The organism is Catenulispora acidiphila DSM 44928, assembly GCF_000024025.1.
GTDB lineage: Bacteria > Actinomycetota > Actinomycetes > Streptomycetales > Catenulisporaceae > Catenulispora > Catenulispora acidiphila.
Genome location: NC_013131.1, coordinates 7680010 through 7699876 on the forward strand (window position 1 = coordinate 7680010; position 19867 = coordinate 7699876).

Here is a 19867-nt window from a genome sequence, read left to right on the forward strand (position 1 = left end):
CTAGTTGTCCCGGTGGGTGACGAAGCGGGCCACGGCGAGGAACTCCTCGCGCACGTCGCCCGGGATGTCGGCCTCGGCGAGCCGGGCCTCGGCGGCGGCGATCCGCGCGTCGGCCGCGCTCTCGGCCCAAGCCCGGCCGCCGGCTTCCTCGATCAGCGCCGCGGCCTCGACGAGCTGCGGCTCGGTCAGCGGATCAGGCTGCGAATACAGCAGCGCCAGCCGCGTCGAGGCCGGGGTCCCGGCGCCGAGCGCGGCGGTCACCGGCAGCGACTTCTTGCGCGAGCGCAGGTCGTTGAGCACCGGCTTGCCGGTCACCTCGGGCTGTCCCCAGATGCCGAGCAGGTCGTCGACGAGCTGGAAGGCCAGCCCGAGGTCTTCGCCGAACCCGGACAGCGCGAGCGCCAGCCGGTTCGGCGCCTCGGCCAGCACCGCGCCGATCGAGCACGAGCAGGCGAACAGCGCCGCGGTCTTGTCCATCGACATCACCGTGCACTCGTCCAGCGAGACGTCGGTGCGGGTCTCGAAGCCCAGGTCGAGTGCCTGGCCGGCGATGAGCTTGCGGGTGGTCGCGGCTATGTGGCGGGCGGCGCGGTGTGCGCCGGTCGTGCCGCGGTCCAGCAGCACTTCCTCGGCGAGCGCCAGCAGCGCGTCGCCGGCCAGGATCGCCGCCGGGACGCCGAAGACCGTCCAGGCCGCCGGGCGGTGCCGGCGCATGCGGTCGTTGTCCATGACGTCGTCGTGCAGCAGGGAGAAGGCGTGGACGAACTCGACCGCCACCGCCGCCGGGACGACCCGGGCCATGTCGGCGCCGGCCGCCCGGCCGGACAGCAGCGCCATCGCCGGGCGCAGCGCCTTGCCGCCGGACGGGCCGCGCGGCGCCGAGCCGTCGGCCTCGACCCAGCCGAAGTGGTACGCCGCGACCCGGCGCATCCGGGGGTCGAGCCGTTCGACGGCGGCGCGCATGGCCGCCTCGACCATTTCACGGCCGGCGGTGACGGCGTGCGGGACGACTGTCATCGGACGTTGCCTTTCTGCAGGTGGCGACGGCACAGGCGGGCGGCCGTCAGTCCGCTGCGCACCGCGCCCTCCATGGTGTCGGGCCAGCCCGTGGCGGTCCACGCGCCGGCGAGGAAAAGCCCTGGTACGCCGGTCGCCGACGGCGGCCGCAGGGCAGCGGAGCCGGGCGCCTGGCGGAAGGTCGCGTGGCGCTCCCGGGTGACGAAGAACTCCGAGACCGCCGCGCGCCGGCTGCGCGGCAGCACCTCGGCGAGCGCCGGCAGGAACGCCTCGCGGATCTGCGCGACCGGCGCGTCGATCCACTGCCCGGCCGCCGACACCACGCTGCTGACGTACTGCCCGTGGGTCTGGCCGAGCCCGGCGGCGCCGGTGCGGTCGAAGACCCACTGCACCGGCGAGTCGACGACGGCGGCGAACGGGACGTCCATCACCGGCCGGTCGTAGAGCACGTGCACGTCCACGATCGGCGAGGACGCCAGTCCGGCCCAACGCTCGCGGTCCGGACACGCCGCCTGGGGCACCAGCGCCGCGGCGGCCGGGTGCGGGACCGCGACGATGACCGCCTCGGCGTCCACCGGAAAGCCGTCGACGACCAGCCGGGTCCCGGAGACGATCTGCTCGACCTTGGTCTTCAGGTGCACGCCCCGCAGCGTCCGCTCGGCGGCGCGGCCGTGCAGCTCCCCCAGCGGGATGCGCGGGACGCCGATGTCGGCGGCGTCGGCGCGGCCGAGCAGCGCGTTCTGGATCACCATCGCCGACAGCCCGAGCGAGGCCTCGTCCACGCCGCAGTTCAGCGCGGCGGTGACGAACAGCTCCCACAGGTAGCGGCGGGTACGGTCGTTCTGGCCGTGCCGGTCGAGCCACTCCCCCAGACTGGTCGCGTCCAGCTCCGGGTCGTCCGGGTCCAGCTTGCCCAGCGCCAGCGAGGCCGAGGCGGCGCGCAGCCGCTCGGCCGGGGTGAGCAGGGAGTACTTCGCCAGTGCCGGAAGCAGGTGCAGCGGTCCGGGCAACGCGGTGCGGCGCAGTCGGGAGTCGGGCCGCTCGTCGGGAGTCAGGATCCGCAGGTCGAAGCGGTCCTGCAGGTCGATGCCGTCGGCGGTGCCCAGGCGCTCCAGCAGGCCGCGGTAGGCGGTGAAGGCGCGCAGCATCACGTGCTGGCCGTTGTCGACGGTCAGGTCCGGGCCGCCTTCGGAGCTCGCGCGCTGGAAGGAATGCGTGGCGCCGCCGAGACGCGGGCGCGCCTCGTACAGCTCCACGTCGATCCCGGACTCCTGGAGCGCCACGGCCGCCGCGATGCCGGCCAGGCCGCCGCCGACCACCGCCACGCTCACGGCGTCACCCCGGCCAGCGCGCGGGCCGCGACCACGCCCTTCTCCCAGGCCGGCAGCGACATCCGGGCGTTCAGGGCGCTGATCGGCTGCTCGGCGATGCGGATCAGCAGCCGGCGGTAGATGCCGGCCATCGCCGCGGTGCAGGCGGCGCTGCGGCGGTCCAGCAGCGGCAGCAGGCGCAGGCCTTCGTCGTACCAGGCTCGGGCGCGCGCCGCCTGGTCGCGGACCAGGGCGGCGAGGTCGGCGTCGTCGTCGACGAAGCGGCCGTGCTCGTCGATCTTGAGCGTGCAGCCGTGCCGGACCAGCTCGTCGGCCGGGAGGTAGACGCGGCCCATCAGGCCGTCCTCGCGGATGTCGCGCAGGATGTTGGTGAGCTGGAGCGCGACCCCGAGGGAGTCGGCGTAGCCGGAGGCTTCCTTCTGGCGCGCGGGGTCGACGCCGTAGACGCCGAGGGAGAGCCGGCCGATGGACCCGGCGACGCAGCGGCAGTAGAAGGTCAGCTGGTCGGCGGTGGCGTAGTCGGTTCCGCGGACGTCGGCCTCACAGCCGTCGATGAGCTCGTCGAAGGCGGCCAGCGGGATCGGGTGCTGGCGCGCGGCGTCGGCGAGCGCGACCAGGACCGGGTCCTCCGGATGCTCGTCGATGCGGTGCAGCTCCTCGCGGGCGGCGGCCAGCTGGGTCAGGCGCTCGCCGCGGGTCTCCGAGCCGTCGCCGATGTCGTCGACGCGGCGCGCGAAGGCGTACACCGCGGACAGCGCCTGGCGTTTGGTCGTCGGCAGCAGGCGGATGCCGTACGCGAAGTTCCGGGCCCGGGAGCGGACCACCCGTTCGCAGTGCTCGTAGGCGGCTTGGGGGTCCATGCTCACTTGGCCACATCCCTTCCGAGGATCAGCAGTGCCTCGCCGAGGGTCCGGGCGCGGCTCGGGCGCAGGCGGGCGGCGTGCACGTCGTAGGCGCCGCCGCTCAGCGCCGCCAGGGTGGCGCGGCCGCCGGCCAGGTAGCCGGCGACCGCGACCCGGGCCCAGCCATCGAGCTTGCCGATCAGCGGCGCGCCCTCGTCCAGCAGCGCGGCGGCGCGGTCGGCGTTGCGGGCCACCACGCCGCGCAGCCGGGTCGGTGTGGTCTCGGCGCCCAGGTCGGCGTCGGTGCAGCCGAACAGCTTCAGGTCGGTGGCCGGCAGGTAGACCCGGCCGTCGGCGAAGTCCTCGGCGACGTCCTGGCAGTGCTCGATGACCTGCAGCGCGGTGCAGATGTGGTCCGACAGCGCGAGCCGTTCGGGGGACGCGGCGTCGAACACGTGCAGCACCAGGTGGCCGACCGGGTCGGCGGACAGCGCGCAGTACTCCACGAGCTGGTCCCAGGTGGCGTAGCGGTGGATCTCCTGGTCCTGGCGGTTGGCCTGGACCAGCTTGCGCAGCGGCGCCTCCGGGATACCGTGCTCCCGGGCGACGGCGCCGATCGCGCGCAGCGCCGGCAGCTCCGGGGCGGTGCCGGCGAAGATCCGGTCGATGTCCCGGTCCACCAGGTCGAACAGCCGCCCGCGGTCGGCCGGCGGCGCCTCGTCGCCGATGTCGTCGATCAGGCGGGCGTACCGGTAGACGGCGCCGAGCGCCGCCCGGTGCCGGGCCGGGAGGATGCGCAGCGCCACCGGGAAGTTCTCCCGGATGGTCCGCTCGGGCGGCATGGCCGGATCGCCGGCGCCCGGACGCGTGGCACTCGCCGCCCGCGGACCGGGCCCGCTAGCGGTGTCGAGCCGGCTGGCCTTCAGCATCAGTGGAATCCCTTCGCCTCTCCAGCAACGCAATCAGCACTCGGCCCTCCCGTCCCCTTTTCCTGATCCATTCGAGGGTCCCCAGCGGGTCCGCACGCGGAAAGGTGTTGATTCGGGGGTCCGGGCGCCGCGGCGAGCCGGGGTGTGATCCCCTCCCGCGCGGGAAGGTGGCGGGCATGCGTTCGGTGGCAGTGGCGAGGGCCGGCGCGGCGATCGGCGTGGCCGGGCTGGGCCTGGCGCACATCGGGCCCGCCGCGAGCTGGCTGCCGCCGGTGCGCGACCGGCTGCTGCCGGCGCTGGCCGCCCGAGGCCGCGCCGACCACGTCGCGCTGACCTTCGACGACGGACCCGACCCGGTCAGCACCCCGCGCTTTCTGGACCTGCTGGACGAGCTGGACGTGCGCGCGACCTTCTTCGTCCTGGGCTCGCGGGTGGCGCGGCATCCGGAGGTGGCGGCCGAGACCGCGGCGCGCGGGCACGAGGTGGCGGTACACGGATGGACGCACGAGCCGCAGTGGCTGCCACATCCCCAGCGGGACGTCACGGAGCTGCGGCTGGCCTGCGATGTCGTGGAGCAGACGTGCGGGGCGCGGCCGACGTGGTTCCGACCGCCGTTCGGGGTGCTGACCACGGGGTTGTGGCGCGCGGCGCGGCGGGCGGAGCTGCGGCCGGTGCTGTGGGGCGCGTGGGGCAAGGACTGGGAGCCGGGCCGGTCGGTCGCCGAGGTGCGGGAGACGGTGCTCGGGTCGGTGTGCGGGGGCACGACGCTGCTGCTGCACGACGCGGCGCCGGACGGACGCGGCCAGGCGTGGCGCACGACGCTGGCGGCGCTGCCGGGGATCGTGGAGAGCTGCCGGGGCGCGGGGTGGGATGTGGGAACGCTCGCCGAGCACTTCTGAGGCAGCCGTCGACGTAACTCTCTTGGAGCAAGCATCAGCGACTCCTCCGGAGTAGTCATCACGACAGCCCCACACTGCTCAGCGCGGTACCGAAAGCCGCCTCCCACGGCGCTCGCACTGAGCCGATCGAGGGATCCGGCGTGGGCCGTTCGAGTGCTGCCAGGGCGGCGCGGACCACGTCCCGGGGCGCGGCTCCGGTGACGTCGGCGTGGCCGAGTTCCAGCTCGTGCTGCAGGTTGTCGCGGCCGTGTCCGGGGACCACGTCCAGCAGCAACAGCCGCCGTCCGATGGCTCGCGCCTCGCTGCACGTGTCCCCCGAACTGGTGACGACCAGATCCGCCGCCGTCATCAGCGACGGCACCCGATCGGAGTAGCCGAAGGCGTGGACGCGAGGCTCGCGCCGGGCCACGGCCCGAAGGCGTGCCTCCAGCTCTTGGTTGCGCCCCGCGACCGCCAGCACGTGCACCCCGGCCGCCCCCAACGCAGCCGCCGCGGCAGCCACCGGACCCAATCCCCACGCGCCCGACATCAGCAGCACGCACCGCGCGTCGTCCGGAACCCCGAACTCCTGCCGCGCCTGCTGCTTCGTCGGCGGCGTGTAGAAGGCGGGGCGCAGCGGAGCCGGAACCACGGCGATCGCGGCATCGGGCCGGTACCGCCGCACTCCGGCCGCCGCTGCCTGCGACGTCACCAGGAACACGTCCGTACTCGGATGCACCCACAGCCGGTGCGGCGTGACGTCCGTGCAGAACACCATGTGCGGCGGAACCTGTCTGCCCTCGCGGTGCAGCGCGTCGACCGCCCCGGCGGCCGTGGCGAAGACCGAGACCACCAGGTCGGCCGGCTCGCGCTCCAGCAGTTCCTTGATCCGGGGTGCGAGGCGGGCCACCGCCGCCTTCTCGGTATAGAGCGCCAAGCGGTTGCCGGGGCGCAGCGCCGAGAAGTGGAACGCGTCGTAGACGCCGGGGATCGCCAGCAGCCGCCGGAACACCGCCTCCCCCGCCGCGCCGGAGCGGCGGCCCAGCAGCGCCATCGCGTCGACGGTGGACGTGGTCCAGCCGCGGTCGTGCAGCGAGTCCGCGCAGGCTGCCGCCATCACGTCGTGCCCCTGGCCCAGGGACCCGGACAGCAGCAGTGCGTGCGGCATCGCGGCGGCCTCGCCTCTCGGCCTTCAGCGCGCCTCGGCCCGGTACCACTCGACGTAGCGCCGCACACCCTCGGTGAACCCGGTGGTCGGCGACCAGCCCAGCAGCCGTTTGGCCTTGGCGTTGGAGATGCGGGTGCCCGCGTAGTCCGCGGCGCGCGCCGGGACCTGTTGGACGGTGATCGGGCCGAGCAGTCCGTCGACGGTGTCGGCGATGTGCCGGACCGAGATCGGGGTCGTGCCCTCCAGGGCGATGGTCTCGTCCTCGGCGGTCGGGGACAGCGCGAGGACGTGCGCGGCGGCCAGGTCGCGGACGTAGACGTAGTTGCGCGTCTGGCGGCCCTCGCCGGCGATGGTGATCGGCTGTCCGGCCAGCGCCGCCTGCACGAACTTGGCGATGACCAGGGCGTCGCGCATGCGCGGGCCGTAGGGGATGCCGTAGCGCAGGATCGTGAAGTGCTGGCCGTACAGCTCGCGGTAGCTCTGCACGGCCATCTCGGCGGCGAGCTTGGTCGCGACGTACAGGTGCCCGCTGCGGCGCAGATCGAAGGGCACGTCCTCGGTGAGCTCGGCGGCGGCGCCCTCGCTGTCGGTGTGCGCGGCGCCGTAGACCCAGACCGTGCTGGCCAGCACGAAGCGGTTCATGCCGGTGCGCCGCGCGGCCTCCAGGGCGGTGCCGGTGCCCTCGACGTTGAGCCGCAGCGCCCGCACCGGATCGGCGGTGACCTGTTCGACGTCGGCGGCGGCGGCGAGGTGGAAGACCACCTCGCCGCCGTCCAGCGCGGCGGTCAGGCCGGCCAGGTCCAGGATGTCGGCCTGGCGGTACTCGGCGGCGGGGTTGAGCTTGCGGATCACGCTGTCCACGACCACGACCTCGTGGCCGGCCTCGACGAGCTGGTCCACGACGTGCGAACCGATGAACCCGCAGCCTCCTGTGACGACCGTGCGCATGACGGTTCTCCTTCCGGTTCGGTCAGCCGAACATCTCGCGGGAAACCGTGGTCACCGCGGTGAGGACCTGCTCGACCTCGTCGTCGCGCATGTCGGAGTGCACCGGCAGGCAGACGTGCCGGGAGCAGACGTCCTCGGCGACCGGCAGCGAGCCGTTGGCGTACTTCAGCAGCACCGGCTGTTTGTGCAGCGGCAGGTCGTAGACCTCGCCGGACAGGCGCACGGCGAAGCGGTCGGCGACCTCGGCCTTGAAGCGCGCGCGGTCGGCGCCGGCGGGCAGCAGCAGGATGTACTTGTAGAAGTTGCTGACGGCGCCGGGCGGCTCAGTGAGCGGCGTGAGCGCGCCGATCCCGGCGAGCGCTTCGGTATAGCGCGCGGCGACGCCGCGCCGGTGCTTCACGAACTCGGTCAGGCGCTGGACGTGGACCGCTCCGGCCGCCGCGTTCAGCTCGCTGAGCCGCCAGGACGCGCCGTCGCGGACGTGGTGGTTCGCGGTGAACGCGCCCTTGCCCTGGTCCCGGTAGATGCGGGCCTCGTCGCGCACCTGGGTGTCGGCGGTGAGGATCATGCCGCCCTCGGCGCTGGTGGTGACCTTGGTCGGGTAGAAGGAGAAGGCGCCGGCCAGCCCGAAGGTCCCGGCCATGCGGCCGTCCAGGCTGCATCCGTGGGCGTGCGCGGCGTCCTCGACGAGCGCGACGCCGCGCCGGTCGCACAGCGCGCGGATGGCGTCCACCTCCGGGGTGATCATCCCGCCGATGTGCACGAGCACCACGGCCTTGGTCGAGGGCGTGAGCACCGCCTCGACGGTCTCCGCGGTGAGCGCGAAGGTCGAGGCCGCCACGTCGGCGAACACCGGCCGCCCGCCGGCGTGCACCACGGCGGCGGCGGTGGCGTAGAAGGTGTTCGACGGCACGACCACGTCGTGGTTGGCCACGCCGACCACGCGCAGCGCGATCTCCAGCGCCGCGGTCCCGGTGGACACCGCCACGGCGTGCTGCGCGCGGTGCGCCGCCGCGAAGGCGGTCTCGAACCGCTCGGTGTGGGGTCCGAGCGTCAGGGCGCCGGTGGCCAGGCTCTCGGCCACGGCGGCGGCGACCGCCGCCCGGTCGTCGGCGTCGAACACGATGCGAGCCGCGGGTACTGTCACTGCACACCTCCGAAGTACGGATGAAAGCCGCTTTCCCATGAAAGCTCCCGAGGGGGGTGTCAGCTAGCTGAGCGGTCAAATGGGGTAGCCGTGCGCCGGGGGGAGAGAGAAGGAGCTGGCGCGAAACCATCAGCCCGCCCTTGCATCCTTTTGAGCCACCGAAGCGGTCAAGTCTGGTAGCCGGTCACTTCACCGGCGCGGGGCGGACGGGGTGGGTGGCGCATGGGGGAAGGACGGATTGCCGTGGGGGCGGCGATCGAACGGGAGCGGGCCGCTGATCAGGTGGACCTTCCTCGGCAAAGCCGGCTCGCCGGCTGGGAGCCCGGGGACAAGCTGTTCTGGTTCGCGGGCGTCCTGCTCGGGGCGTGGGCGCTGTTCCAGAGCTTCTTCAAGATCGGGACGGCGCCGATCCTCGCCGACGAGCCGGTCTACGTCGCCGCCGGCCGGCGCTACCTGCACGGCGAAGCCGGCTCGCCGCCGCGGTTCACCGGGCAGCTCGAACTGCCGGACAACTTCGAGCATCCGCCGCTGACGAAGTACCTGTTCGGTCTGGCGCAGATGTTCGTCGGGGCGCCGGAGGATCTGACCGCCGCGCGGTGTGTGAGCGCGACGGCGACGGTTCTGGCGGCGCTCGTCGCGGGCGTCTGGATCGGCCGGATCGCGGGCCGCTGGACCGGGCTGCTCGCCGCCGGGCTGCTGGCGGTGCTGCCGCAGCCGGCCGGCGGCTCGGACGGCCGCTTCGGACGGTTCGCGATGCTGGACCCGCTCGCGATGCTGTTCATGGTGGTGTCGGTCGTCCTGGCGTGGGAGTGGTCCCGGCGCAGCGGCCGGTCCGCGTGGGTCTTCGCGGTCTGGACCGGCGGCGCGGTCGCGCTGGCGGCCGGGGCGAAGGAGAACGGGTGGCTCGGCGCCGTCGGACCGGTCGCGCTGATCCTGGCCGGCGCGGTCCGGAGCCGCGCGGGATCGCTGATCCGCGCTCGGATCGCGCAAGTCGCGGTGGCCGTCGTGATCGCCGTCGCCGGCTTCGCCGCGCTCTACCTTCCGATCAGCAATCCGGTCACGGCTATTAGATACCTGTTCGACTTCCAGTCGACGCACTCTTCCGACGGTCACCTAGTCGGCTTCGCCGGACGGGTCACGGACCGGCCGCCGTGGTGGGCGAACCTGTGGTTCGCAGGGCATGCCTACGGCTCGGTCCTGACGTGCTTCATCGTGATCGCGGCGCTGTGCGCGGTGGCGCTCCGCCGGGACGCGCTCGTCGGCTGGTGCTCGGCTTCGCTGGCGGCTCCGTTCGTGTTCCACTGCTTCGTCGCGCATGTGGCGCTCGGCTTCTACTGGGTCCTGTGGACGCCGATGGTTCTGGTGCTCGCGGCGTTGGGGGCGTGCGAGGTCATCCGCGCGGTCACTGCCCGCCTCACACGCTTTCAACGCCCTGTCGCCGCGGGTGTGGCAATGGCTGTACTTGTCATCCCAGTGGTGGAGAGCGTCGACGGATCCGTTGTCACCGCTCGGATCCGTCCCGCCGGGGTGCAGGTGCTGCCGGCGGTGATGGCGCGCCACGGTCTGTCCGGACCGATCGTGAGCACCGGGGTCGGCGAGTGGGCGTACTCGTACTACCTGCCGTCGGTGAAGGTGGCGCCGCGCTTCGACGCGTCAGCGCCCGCCGACACGATCGTCATCGCCAAGCCGCAGTGCCGCGATCCGCTCGACCCCGCGGTGCGCGCACTGGTCGCCGTCAACGAGGCTTCCGGCACTGTCCGGCAGGTCTATAGCGACGCGGCGATCACGGTGTACGCCGCGGTCGGCACCCTCAGCGCGCCGACCGCGAGCCAAGTCGCCGACCAGCCGGTCAGCAAGGCGACCGACGACTGCTGAGGGCAGAGAACGCGCGCCGCCTCGGCGCCCCGCCTAGCATGGCTGCATGTTCTCGCTGCGAAGAAGCCACCGGAACGAAGCGTGGGAAGGCATGGTCGTCGACAAGAAGCGCGGCATGACCGACGGCTCGTCCATGTACTTCTATCTCAAGGTGCGGGTGTCCGACGGCTCGACCAAACGCGTGCGGGTCCATCGCGACCTGTGGAAGACGCTCGAGGACGGCGACACCGTGGTGAAGGCCGCCGGGGCGGAGCCGGTGAAGAAGTAGCGGGCGCGCCAAGGGAGATACCGCACCGAACGGGCCGCCGCGCCGGCTGAACAAAACTGCTTCAGTTCGCCGCCGACGCGTCCCACGCGCCCCACGTTCGAATCAGCAAACTGCGATAGTGTCAGCTCCTTATCGCCGCCTTGATCGAGTTTTGGCCGCTTATCGGCCCAGTGATGCCAAGAATCATGGATTCGTCCCTTGTCATCTCAAGCGCGCGGTGCGTCAATGGACAACGGTTCCGATCGCTGACTGACCGTCAGATTCCGCGCGACTCACACGCGACAGTGCACTGTGCGGGACTGGAGCCAGCCCACACGCGCGCCGGCGGCTTCCCGGCGTGCGGCGCGTCCCCCGCGCGGCGGCCGGCGACACGGACATCCGATCCCCCCATCCCGGAAGGGAAGAACCATGCACATCGGCAAGCTCGGCATCAGCACCGCGACCGTCGCCGGCCTGGCAGTCGCCGGCGCGCTCGTCCTGGCCCCGGCCGCGAACGCGGTCACCCCCGGCAGCGCGACGCTGTCGTTCAACTGCGGGGCGTTCGGGTCGGGAACGGCCACCGTCACCGCCGCGCAGAGCGGGACGACCGCCACCTTCACCCTCACCACCTCGGCGATCACCAGCCCGATCAGCATCTCGGCGAACTCGGTCAGCTCCACGCTGACCATGGCCGCCAAGGCCGGCGGTACCAAGACCTACACCGGCCACGCCAACCCGGCCATCACCGCCGGCCAGCCCATCTCGACCGGTCCGCTGACCGGCTCGGTCGCGGCCGGGGACAGCCTGTCGGCCTCCTCGCTGAAGGTCGTCGTCTTCGGCATCTCGGTGACCTGCACCGCCACCTCGGCACAGAGCCCGGGGCCGTTCCAGTTCTGATCGTGCGCCACGAGGGCGCGCGGGACGTGGAGCTCCACGTCCCGCGCGCTTCGGCACATCGGTTCCTTTCCGCTGTCATAGTTCCGTGCCCATGCCGGCGTCCTTAGAGAGTGAAAGGGGGACGGCATGGGAGTCGTTGATCAGAAGGACCGTGACGAGAGCGAGTTCCAGGGCTTCGTCCTGGCGCGCCGCAGGGCGTTGATGCGCACCGCGTACCTGCTCACCGGGGACACCGGGCGGGCCGAGGACCTGGTGCAGACCGCGCTGGCCAAGGCCTACGTCGCGTGGCGGCGGGTGCGGGACGTCGACGACCCGAGCGCTTACGTGGCCCGGATCCTGATCAACGCACACACCTCCGAGCAGCGGCGCAAGCGGGTCCGGGAATGGTTTCCCGGGACCGTGCCGGAGCCGGCCGTGAGCGATCGGGCCGAGGCGGTCGCCGACCGCAGCGCCCTGATGGCGGCACTGGCCACGCTCGCACCCAGGCAGCGCGCGGTCGTCGTCCTCCGGTTCTGGGAGGACCGCAGCGAGAACGACGTCGCGCACCTGCTGGGCTGCTCGATCGGGACCGTGCGCAGCCAGGCCTTCCGGGGTCTGGCGAAGTTGCGCGCGAGTCCCGAGCTGTCCCGCCTGTTCGAGCACTCCAAGGTGACAGAAGGGTTGGGACGATGACCAGAATGACGCACGGCCCCGGGGACGCGGTGTTCCCGGACGGCGAGCGGCTGCACGACGCCTTCGCCGAAGAGGTGGACCGGCCGGGGCTCGAGGGACCCTCCTTCGACGCCGTGCTGCGCAGCGGAACCGCGCGCCGGCGACGGCACCGGGTGACCACGGGGACGACGTTCGCGGTGGCGAGCGTGGCCGCCGTCGCCACCGCGGTGCTCGCCACCGGCGGGGGGACGTCCCACGACGTGTCCACGGCTGCCGGTTCGACGGGCACGAACTCCACCACCACGTCTCAGACCTCCGGCATCACGACGCTCACCTCGCCGGCGGCAGGGCCCGCGAAGGCGGCGCCGTCCCTCCCGGCGGACGTCGTCCTGACCTCGGGCACCGTCGACGGCCACAGCTGGCAGCTCGTGCGCGCGTACGCCCCGGACCAGCCGCCCAAAAGCTCGGACGCGCACGATCCCGCGAACGGCTCGGCGCCGAAGTGGTGCGGCTACCTGAACGTGGTCGCGGACGGCGTCAAGACCAACGCCGGCACTGGTGACACGCCCTGCCTGGGTCCGAACGGGAAGCCGGTGACCGCGGCGAATCCCGCCGAACCGGGATTCACCTCGATCGCGATCCTGGACGCGCACCAAGGCCGGCTCGGCGCGGTCGTGGCCGGGAGTGTCAGTCCGCAGATCGCGTCGGTCACCGCGCAGTGCGGCACGCAGTCGTTCACCACGAAGACGTCCCGGCCCGCCGGGGACGCGACCGCGTACTACACCTTCACCTTCCCGGCCGGCTCGTCCTGCCAGGTGGGGACCCTGTCGTTCTTCAACGCGGCGGGTACGCCCACGGCGTTCAAGAGCAATGTGGTGCTGGCGGCTGGCAAGTAGCTCGGCACCGGCACAGCATCGAGCCCTGATACCGCCGCTCGCGACGGTTATCAGGGCTCGACGGCGCGTGTCACGCGACCTCGGCGGGCGTCCCGGCTCCGGCTCCGACTCCGGCGCCGGTTTCGGCGGGCGCGGTGTCGCCCTTGTGCGGCGCGCGGATCGCGGCGAAGACAGCGCCGGCGAGCAGGACGACTATCGCGGTGACGAATGCCGCGTGCGCCGCGTCGACGAACGAGTTCTGCGCGGAGGTCAGCAGGTGCTGACCCTTCGGACCGAACTGCGTGAGCTTGCCGGAAGCGCTCTTCACGAAGGCGATCGAGGACTGCGCACCGGTCGCAGCCTGCTGAGGCAGTCCGACCGTGGCGGCGGAGACGTGGGAGCGGTAGGTGGCACTCAGGGTGCTGCCAAGCACCGCGATGCCCAGCGCGCTGCCGAGTTCGCGGGACAGGTCGTTCATCGCCGAGCCCACGCCCTGCTTGGCGGTCGGGAGCGAGGAGACGATCGCGGTGGTGGCGGGCGTCCCGGCCAGTCCCATCCCCGCGCCGAACAGCGCCAGACCGACGGCCAGGTGCCAGTAGACCAGGTGCGTGCCCAGGGTCGTCATCACGGCCAGTCCCGAAGCGCTCAGCACGAGGCCGAGCGGCAGCACGCGGTTGGCGCCGAGCTTCGCGGCGACCTTCGGCGCGTTGCGGGCGGTGGGGACCAGGAACATCGGCAGCGGCAGCAGCGCGATCGCGGCGCGGAAGGGCGAGAGGTTCGCGACGTACTGCAGGTACTGCAGGATGATGAAGAACAGGCCGAAGCTGCCGAAGAACTGGATCATGATCACGCCGGAGCCGGCGCCGAACCCCTTGAGCCGGAACAGGCGCACGTCCAGCAGCGGCTCGGCACGGCGCAGCTCCCAGCCGACGAACGCGGCCAGCGCGAGCGCCCCGACGACGAACCCCGCGACGGTCAGCGCGTCGCCCCAGCCGCGGTCGGGTCCCTCGACGATCCCGAACACGATGCCCACCGCCGCCAGCAGCGAGAACAGCCCGCCGAGCGGGTCCAGGCGCGGGGCGTCGGCGTCACGGGAGGTCGGGATGACCAGCAGCGTGCCGAGCAGGGCGACGGCGGCCAGGACCACGTTCAGGGCGAAGAACGAGTTCCAGGCGAAGAATTCCAGCAGCGTGCCGGAAGCCAGCAGTCCGAGCACCGCGCCGCCGCCGGCCACGCCGACCCAGACCCCGACCGCGCGACCGCGCTCGGCGGGCGGGAACGACGTGGTGATGATCGACAGCGTGGTCGGCATGACCGCGGCGGCGCCCAACCCCATCGCCCCGCGCAGCGCGATGAGCGTGCTCGGCGAGGAGACGAACAGCGCGGCGGCCGCGGCGGCGCCGAAGACAGTCAGGCCGGCGACCAGCGTGCCCTTGCGGCCGTAGCGGTCGCCGATCGCTCCGGCCGGCAACAGGAAGCCGACGAAGACCAGGGTGTAGGCGTCCACGATCCAGATCACCTGGGTCTGCGAGGCGCCGGTGGCGGCGGACAGGTCGGGCAGCGCGACGTTCAGTCCGCTGACCGCGGAGACGACCATCATCAGCGCCAGCGCGACGACGGCCAGCACCAGGGTGCGGCGTCCTTTGGTGAGCTCGGGAGTCATGGGGTCCTCGCGGGGTCAGGTGGAGTGTGGAGTGTGGAGTGTGGAGCAGGCGGAGCCCGGACGGGTATTCTGTACGTATAGAATTCTGCATCCACAGAATTCTGCATGTCAAGAATTTCGGAGGAACCCATGGTGGAGACCGGCGCACCCGCCGCCAAGCGCGGCCGCCGCACCGACGGCGGCCAGGCCAAGGAGGCCATCGAGCAAGCGGCGCGCCGACTGTTCGCCGACCACGGCTTCGACCGCACCTCGGTCCGCCAGGTGGCGCTGGCCGCCGGCGTCGACCCGATGCTGGTGACGCACTACTTCAAGACGAAGGCAGGACTGTTCGCAGCGGTCGTCCAGCCACCGGTGGACCCGGCACTAGCGATCACCTTCGTCCTCGAAGAAGGTCCCGACCACGCCGGCGAGCGCCTGGCGCACTTCGTCCTGCGCACCCTGGAGGACCCCGACAGCCAGAAATGGATCGTGGCCATGGTCCGCGCGGCAACGGCCGAACCCGAAGTCGCCGCCGTGGTCCGCGAACGCATGGTGGTACCGATGCTGATCCCCTTGGCCGAGGCCGTCGGCGCCAGCGACCCGGAGTACCGCGCGACGCTGGTGATGACGCAGCTGATCGGCTTGGCGGTAGGGCGCTACGTGCTCCAGGTGGAGCCGCTGGCGTCGCGGCCAGCGCAGGAGGTGGCCGCTGATCTGGCGGGGACTTTTCAGCGGTATTTGACGGGCTCGCTCAGCGGGTCGGAGGTAGGTGAGTCATAGCCCTGCCACATCGGCGGCAGAAGTTACGACCTACGCCCGCAGCCCGTCGAGAATCAGCGCGAGCATCCGGGGCGACCGATCCTCCGGTCCGGATGCCGCGCGCCACAACGCGCCGGTGAGCTGGAGGAAGTCGCCGGGGTCGGCGTCCTCGCGGATGGTGCCGTCTTTTGTGCCTGCGTCGAGGAATGCCTTGATCGCGGTGATGACCGGGCCGTAGGTCTGCTCGGTGATCGTTTGGTGGGCGCCGGAGCTGAGGGCGTCGCCGAGGCCGTGCTTGCGGCGCATCGCTTCTACGAGGTCGGTGGTCCAGGTTCGGAGTGCCTCGATCGGCGGGAGTTGGTCGAGGAGGGGGGCGACCTTGTCGATGAGGCGGTCGACCTCCTCCTGGTAGACCGCCAGGACCAGTGCTTCGCGGGTGGGGAAGTTGCGGTACAGGGTGCCTGCGCCGACGCCGGCGCGCTGGGCGACCTGGTTCATCGATGTGGCGCCGTCTTGCGCGAAGGACTCGCGGGCGGCGGACAGGATGCGGGCGCGGTTCTCGCGCGCGTCGGAACGGACCACTGGACCTTGGACCTCACTTCCCCGACCCCTCGGGTTGCTATGTGGAGAGCTCTCCATTACGGTAAACGGAGAGTTCTCCACATACCGTAGAGGTGCAGCATGCAGTACATCAAGCTTGGCACGACCGGCCTGGACGTCTCCCCCATCGCGATCGGCGCGATGAGCTACGGCGAGCCGGATCGCGGGCATCCCGTGTGGTCCAAGGGCGAGCAGGAGGCGCGACCGCTGATCCAGCACGCCCTGGCCGCCGGGATCAACTTCTTCGACACCGCGAACATGTACTCCAACGGCTCCAGCGAGGAGATCCTCGGCCGGGCGCTGAAGGACTTCGCCGATCGCGACGAGGTGGTGATCGCCACCAAGCTGCGCCATCCGATGCGGACCGGCCCGAACGGGCGCGGCCTGTCGCGCAAGGCGGTCATGACCGAGGTCGACCACTCGCTGCGCCGCCTGGGCACCGACTACATCGACCTGTACCAGATCCACCGCAACGACCACGCGACCCCGTGGGAGGAGACGCTCGAAGCGCTCAGCGACCTGGCGAAGGCCGGCAAGGTGCGCTACCTCGGCGCCTCGTCCATGCACGCCTGGGAGTTCGCTAAAGCGCTGCACCTGCAAAAGCAGCACGGCTGGGCGCGCTTCGTGTCCATGCAGGACCACTACAACCTGCTCGCCCGCGAGGAGGAGCGCGAGATGATCCCGCTGTGCCTGGACGAGGGCGTCGGCACGATCGTCTGGTCCCCGCTGGCCCGCGGCCGCCTCGCCCGCGCCTGGGACGAGGGCAAGGCGACGGCGCGCGCGGAGACCGACGGCGCCTTCGCGGACCTGCTCTACAGCCCTGAGACCGAAGCGTCCAACCACGCGATCGTCGACGCGGTCGGCAAGGTCGCCGCCGCGCACGGCGTCAGCCGCGCCCAGATCGCCCTGGCGTGGCTGCGCCGGCAGCCGGTCGTCACGGCTCCGCTGGTCGGCGCCGGCACGGTCCAGCAGATCGACGACGCCGTCGCCTCCCTCGACGTGGAACTCGGCGACGAGGAGGTGCGGGCGTTGCAGGCTCCTTACACACCGCGGCACGACTGGCAGGGCGTCTCGGACGAAGCTGAGATGGAAGCCATTCGGCGACGCATCCCGGGGATGTCCTTGGCGTGAGACGCCCTGCCGGTCAGCGGTGGTTCACGAACAGGCCGCGCCGTTCACCGAGAACGCTGTCGGACTGGTGTCGTTCGACGTCCATGTGCCCTGGAACCCGAACGACGCCGACGATCCCGAGGCCACAGAACCGTTGTAGGCCACGTTCGTGGCACTGACCTTGGCTCCGGTCTGGGTCACGGTGGCGTTCCAACCGTTGGTCACCTTCTGGTCGCCGGGATAGGTCCAGGCGACCGTCCAGGCGGTCCACGGGCTCGCGCCGGTGTTGGCGACGGTGATGTTCGCCGTGAAGCCGCCACCCCATTCGCTCGCCTTGGTGTAGGTCACGTGGCACGTGCCCGCCGGGGCACTGGACGACGGCGTCGTGGACGGGGTCGCGCTCGGGGTGGTGGAAGGCGTCGTCGAGGGTGTCGTCGAGGGAGTGGTGGACGGCGTGGTGCTCGGTGTCGTCGAAGGAGAAGAGGAAGACGAACTCCCCGTCCCCGTCATAGTCCCGTAGACGATCCCTCGTCCGTTGGTCCCGACATAAACCCGTCCGTACACCCGCGGGTCGCCGGTGATCGCGGCGCCGATGTTGCCCCACTGGTGCTGGTCGTCGTTGATGCGGGTCCAAGTGCTGCCGTCGTCGTCGGAGCGGAAGATGCCGCGCACGCCGCCGATCTCGGCGATCGTGTACAGCGCCTTGTTCGTGCGGCCGGGTGCGGGAGCGCCGAAGCCGATGTTGTCGGCCTGCTGGACGTTCGCCAGCTTCGTCCAGGTGGCGCCGGAGTCCGTGGAGTGCCACAGACCGTAGGCGCCGGAGGTGGAGCCGCCGGCCAGCCAGAGGTCGCCCTCGGTGCCGGGGACTGCGTGGACGTAGGCGCCTCCCGTGCCCGAGGGCAGGTTCGTGGCAGCGGAGGCGGTGAAGGTCTTGCCGCCGTCGGTGCTGAGGTAGAACGTGCCGGTGGCGTAGTTGAAGCCGTAGAACTTCTTCGGGTTGACCCGGTCGCTGCGCACCTGCGCGCCGGCGGGTATGCCGGTCGAAGCAGTCCACGAACTCCCGGTCGTGGTCGTGTAGCTGACCGCGGCACTGGTCGGCGACCACACCGCCGCGCTGCCGTCGGCCGCCATCGCCACCGTGCCGCCGGCGGTGACGCCCGAGGGCTGCGACGACGCCGCGTACCAGTCGGCGCCGTCGTCCGAGGAGAACGCCGCCGAGTTCACGGTCGAGCTGCCGTTGCCGACGCGGACCACGTCGTTCGGGTTCGCCTCGGCGTAGTCGATACTCGTGGACGTGCTCCAGTTCGGGCTCTGATACATCATCGCCGGGACCTTGGTGAGGTCCGTGTGCCGGAAGCCGTCCACATCACCGAGCGCGGACAGCAGCGGCGCGCCGGACGGCGGCGACACCAGGTCGGTGACCGCGGTCTCCTCGATCCCTTGCGCCATCACGGAGAGCTTCACCTTCGCCGTGCTGGAGTCCCACGCCGTCAGGTTCGTCGTGCCGTACAGCGTCGCGCCGGTGCCGAACATCATGCGGTCGCTGTTGAAGGGGTCGATCGCCAACCCCTCGCTCATCCACCCGAGCTTCGGCGTCTCCTCCGGCGGCGAGGGGTAGTTGCCCCACGACAGCCACGGCGAGGCGGAGACGTCCAGCGTGTACTTGTCGACGCGGGTCGGATACCCGTTGTAGGACCAAGCGTTCGTCCACGTCGCGCCGCCGTCGGTGGAGCGGTAGATAAAGGTGTCCGGCCACCACGAGCTGTAGCCGGTGACCATGATGGTGTTCGGGTGCTGCTGGTCGATGGTCAGCCCGCTGTAACCGTAGAAGTCGTTCGACGTGTCGCTGGACTTGACCGGGCTGATCTGCGTCCAGGTCCCGGAGGCGATCGCGTACTTCCACACGTCCCCGGAAGCGCCGTCGTAGGGACCACCCTTGTCGCTGGTGGTGATGTACAGGTAGGCGCCGGTCGGATCCACCAGGCCCTTGTGTGCCAGGAAGCCGGTCGGCTGCCCGGCGACGCGGCTCCACGTCGCGCCGCCGTTGGTCGACTCGTAGACCGTGTTCTGCACGTCCGCGACGCCGACGAAGATGGTCTTGGTCGGCGTGCCGGCGGCTCCGGTCGTCCCGGAGGCCTTGTCGAAGGCGACCCAGGCGACGCCCTGGTTGTCCGAGAGGTAGCCGGTGGTGTCGGTCGAGTCCTGCACGTAGTTGCCGACGTTCGGGAACGCCGTCACCTGCGCCCACGTCACGCCGTAGTCAGTGCTCTTCCACAGTCCGTGCCCGCTGGGCATTCCCATGTACAGCACGGCGTCGTCGTTGGGGTCGACCATCAGCCGCTCCCCCATTCCGCGCCCCGGCATGTTCCCGCCGAGCTTGAACGGCAGCGGCGTCGCAGACCACGTACTCCCCTGGTCGGTGGAGCGCAGGATCGCGCCGTTGTTCGGGTCCCAGCTGTTCGTGTACATCCCGACCGCCGCGTAGACGCGGTTGGTCTGCACCGGATCCGCGGCGACCGAGACGACGCCCTGCTCGTTCCAGTTGGTGAAGCCGACCCAGTCCAACAGCGGCGTCCAACTGCTCGAGCTCTGATTCCAGCGGTACATCCCACCGATGTCGGTGCGGGCATAGGCGACGTTCTTCGCGCCGGTGTTGAAGACGACGTCCGGCACGAAGCCGCCGCCGACGATCGGCACGTTCTGCCACGTATAACCGGAACCGGAGGCCGCCGAGGCTGCCGAGGCCGCGGCGGCGGTACTGCCGCTCAACGACACACTGACGACGCCGAGCCCGGCGACGGCGAGCACGGCGCCGAGCACCGCGCTTACCGCGTTCTTCCAGCTTCTTCGCATGTTTCCCTCCTCAGGGAAGTGAGATGATCAAACTGTCGAAGCGCTTCGATTGAGTGGCCGGAAAGAGCCCGGTGCCGCGTGGCACCGGGCCCGCCCGA

General features: G+C 71.4%; 18 protein-coding genes. 8 read left to right on the forward strand and 10 right to left on the reverse strand.

Annotation, left to right across the window (positions count from 1 at the left end):
* Genes CACI_RS33020 through hpnC form a run of 4 tightly spaced genes read right to left on the reverse strand, consistent with a single transcriptional unit; the run spans position 1 to position 4119 of the window.
* Complete coding sequence (locus CACI_RS33020) at positions 1 to 1017, reverse strand: polyprenyl synthetase family protein (RefSeq protein ID WP_015795240.1); 1017 nt, start codon at positions 1015 to 1017, stop codon at positions 1 to 3.
* The gene (gene hpnE / locus CACI_RS33025; protein WP_223297317.1) at positions 1014 to 2348 is read right to left on the reverse strand and encodes a hydroxysqualene dehydroxylase HpnE; all 1335 of its coding nucleotides are present in this window, start codon (positions 2346 to 2348) and stop codon (positions 1014 to 1016) included. Before hpnE ends, CACI_RS33020 begins: the two co-directional genes overlap by 4 nt.
* Positions 2345 to 3208 (reverse strand): presqualene diphosphate synthase HpnD, encoded by an 864-nt coding sequence (gene hpnD, locus CACI_RS33030; RefSeq protein WP_015795242.1) that lies wholly within the window; start codon positions 3206 to 3208, stop codon positions 2345 to 2347. The genes hpnE and hpnD overlap by 4 nt, the downstream gene beginning before the upstream one ends.
* 2 nt (positions 3209 to 3210) lie before the next feature.
* On the reverse strand, positions 3211 to 4119 hold the full coding sequence (gene hpnC / locus CACI_RS33035; protein WP_015795243.1) for a squalene synthase HpnC: 909 nt from the start codon (positions 4117 to 4119) through the stop codon (positions 3211 to 3213).
* 176 nt (positions 4120 to 4295) lie between these two features.
* Between hpnC and CACI_RS33040 the strand changes: the two genes are divergently transcribed.
* Complete coding sequence (locus CACI_RS33040; protein ID WP_015795244.1) at positions 4296 to 5018, forward strand: polysaccharide deacetylase family protein; 723 nt, start codon at positions 4296 to 4298, stop codon at positions 5016 to 5018.
* A gap of 58 nt (positions 5019 to 5076) precedes the next feature.
* Here the strand turns inward: CACI_RS33040 and CACI_RS33045 are convergent, their stop codons facing one another.
* From CACI_RS33045 to CACI_RS33055, 3 genes are read right to left on the reverse strand one after another with little or no spacing between them, the layout of a single operon-like run.
* Positions 5077 to 6165, reverse strand: a complete 1089-nt coding sequence (locus tag CACI_RS33045; protein WP_015795245.1) for an MGDG synthase family glycosyltransferase — start codon at positions 6163 to 6165, stop codon at positions 5077 to 5079.
* Between the two features lie 24 nt (positions 6166 to 6189).
* On the reverse strand, positions 6190 to 7113 hold the full coding sequence (locus CACI_RS33050; protein WP_015795246.1) for an NAD-dependent epimerase/dehydratase family protein: 924 nt from the start codon (positions 7111 to 7113) through the stop codon (positions 6190 to 6192).
* Positions 7114 to 7135: 22 nt separating this feature from the next.
* A complete protein-coding gene (locus tag CACI_RS33055; RefSeq protein ID WP_015795247.1) occupies positions 7136 to 8260 on the reverse strand; it encodes a DegT/DnrJ/EryC1/StrS family aminotransferase in 1125 nt (374 codons plus the stop codon).
* 243 nt (positions 8261 to 8503) lie between these two features.
* On the opposite strand from CACI_RS33055, the gene CACI_RS33060 reads away from it, so the two are divergent.
* From CACI_RS33060 to CACI_RS33080, 5 genes are all read left to right on the forward strand, one after another.
* On the forward strand, positions 8504 to 10135 hold the full coding sequence (locus CACI_RS33060; RefSeq protein WP_015795248.1) for an ArnT family glycosyltransferase: 1632 nt from the start codon (positions 8504 to 8506) through the stop codon (positions 10133 to 10135).
* Positions 10136 to 10181: 46 nt separating this feature from the next.
* Positions 10182 to 10403: a DUF7489 domain-containing protein gene (locus CACI_RS33065; protein WP_015795249.1), complete on the forward strand. Its 222-nt coding sequence runs from the start codon at positions 10182 to 10184 to the stop codon at positions 10401 to 10403.
* A 408-nt stretch (positions 10404 to 10811) separates the two neighbouring features.
* Positions 10812 to 11279: a hypothetical protein gene (locus CACI_RS33070; protein ID WP_015795250.1), complete on the forward strand. Its 468-nt coding sequence runs from the start codon at positions 10812 to 10814 to the stop codon at positions 11277 to 11279.
* A gap of 126 nt (positions 11280 to 11405) precedes the next feature.
* Positions 11406 to 11951, forward strand: coding sequence for a SigE family RNA polymerase sigma factor (locus tag CACI_RS33075; protein ID WP_015795251.1), 546 nt, complete (start codon positions 11406 to 11408; stop codon positions 11949 to 11951).
* Positions 11948 to 12826 (forward strand): lipase chaperone, encoded by an 879-nt coding sequence (locus tag CACI_RS33080; protein WP_015795252.1) that lies wholly within the window; start codon positions 11948 to 11950, stop codon positions 12824 to 12826. The genes CACI_RS33075 and CACI_RS33080 overlap by 4 nt, the downstream gene beginning before the upstream one ends.
* Before the next feature lie 70 nt (positions 12827 to 12896).
* Here CACI_RS33080 and CACI_RS33085 read toward each other — a convergent pair whose 3' ends face one another.
* Positions 12897 to 14468, reverse strand: coding sequence for an MFS transporter (locus CACI_RS33085; RefSeq protein WP_015795253.1), 1572 nt, complete (start codon positions 14466 to 14468; stop codon positions 12897 to 12899).
* A 105-nt stretch (positions 14469 to 14573) separates the two neighbouring features.
* On the opposite strand from CACI_RS33085, the gene CACI_RS33090 reads away from it, so the two are divergent.
* Positions 14574 to 15227: a TetR/AcrR family transcriptional regulator gene (locus CACI_RS33090; RefSeq protein ID WP_223297318.1), complete on the forward strand. Its 654-nt coding sequence runs from the start codon at positions 14574 to 14576 to the stop codon at positions 15225 to 15227.
* A gap of 30 nt (positions 15228 to 15257) precedes the next feature.
* Here CACI_RS33090 and CACI_RS33095 read toward each other — a convergent pair whose 3' ends face one another.
* Positions 15258 to 15788 (reverse strand): TetR/AcrR family transcriptional regulator, encoded by a 531-nt coding sequence (locus CACI_RS33095; RefSeq protein WP_015795255.1) that lies wholly within the window; start codon positions 15786 to 15788, stop codon positions 15258 to 15260.
* Between the two features lie 99 nt (positions 15789 to 15887).
* Here CACI_RS33095 and CACI_RS33100 point away from each other — a divergent pair, with 99 nt between their 5' ends.
* Positions 15888 to 16937 (forward strand): aldo/keto reductase, encoded by a 1050-nt coding sequence (locus CACI_RS33100; RefSeq protein ID WP_015795256.1) that lies wholly within the window; start codon positions 15888 to 15890, stop codon positions 16935 to 16937.
* A gap of 24 nt (positions 16938 to 16961) precedes the next feature.
* Here CACI_RS33100 and CACI_RS33105 read toward each other — a convergent pair whose 3' ends face one another.
* Positions 16962 to 19769, reverse strand: a complete 2808-nt coding sequence (locus tag CACI_RS33105) for a cellulose binding domain-containing protein (protein WP_015795257.1) — start codon at positions 19767 to 19769, stop codon at positions 16962 to 16964.
* Positions 19770 to 19867: the final 98 nt, after the last annotated feature.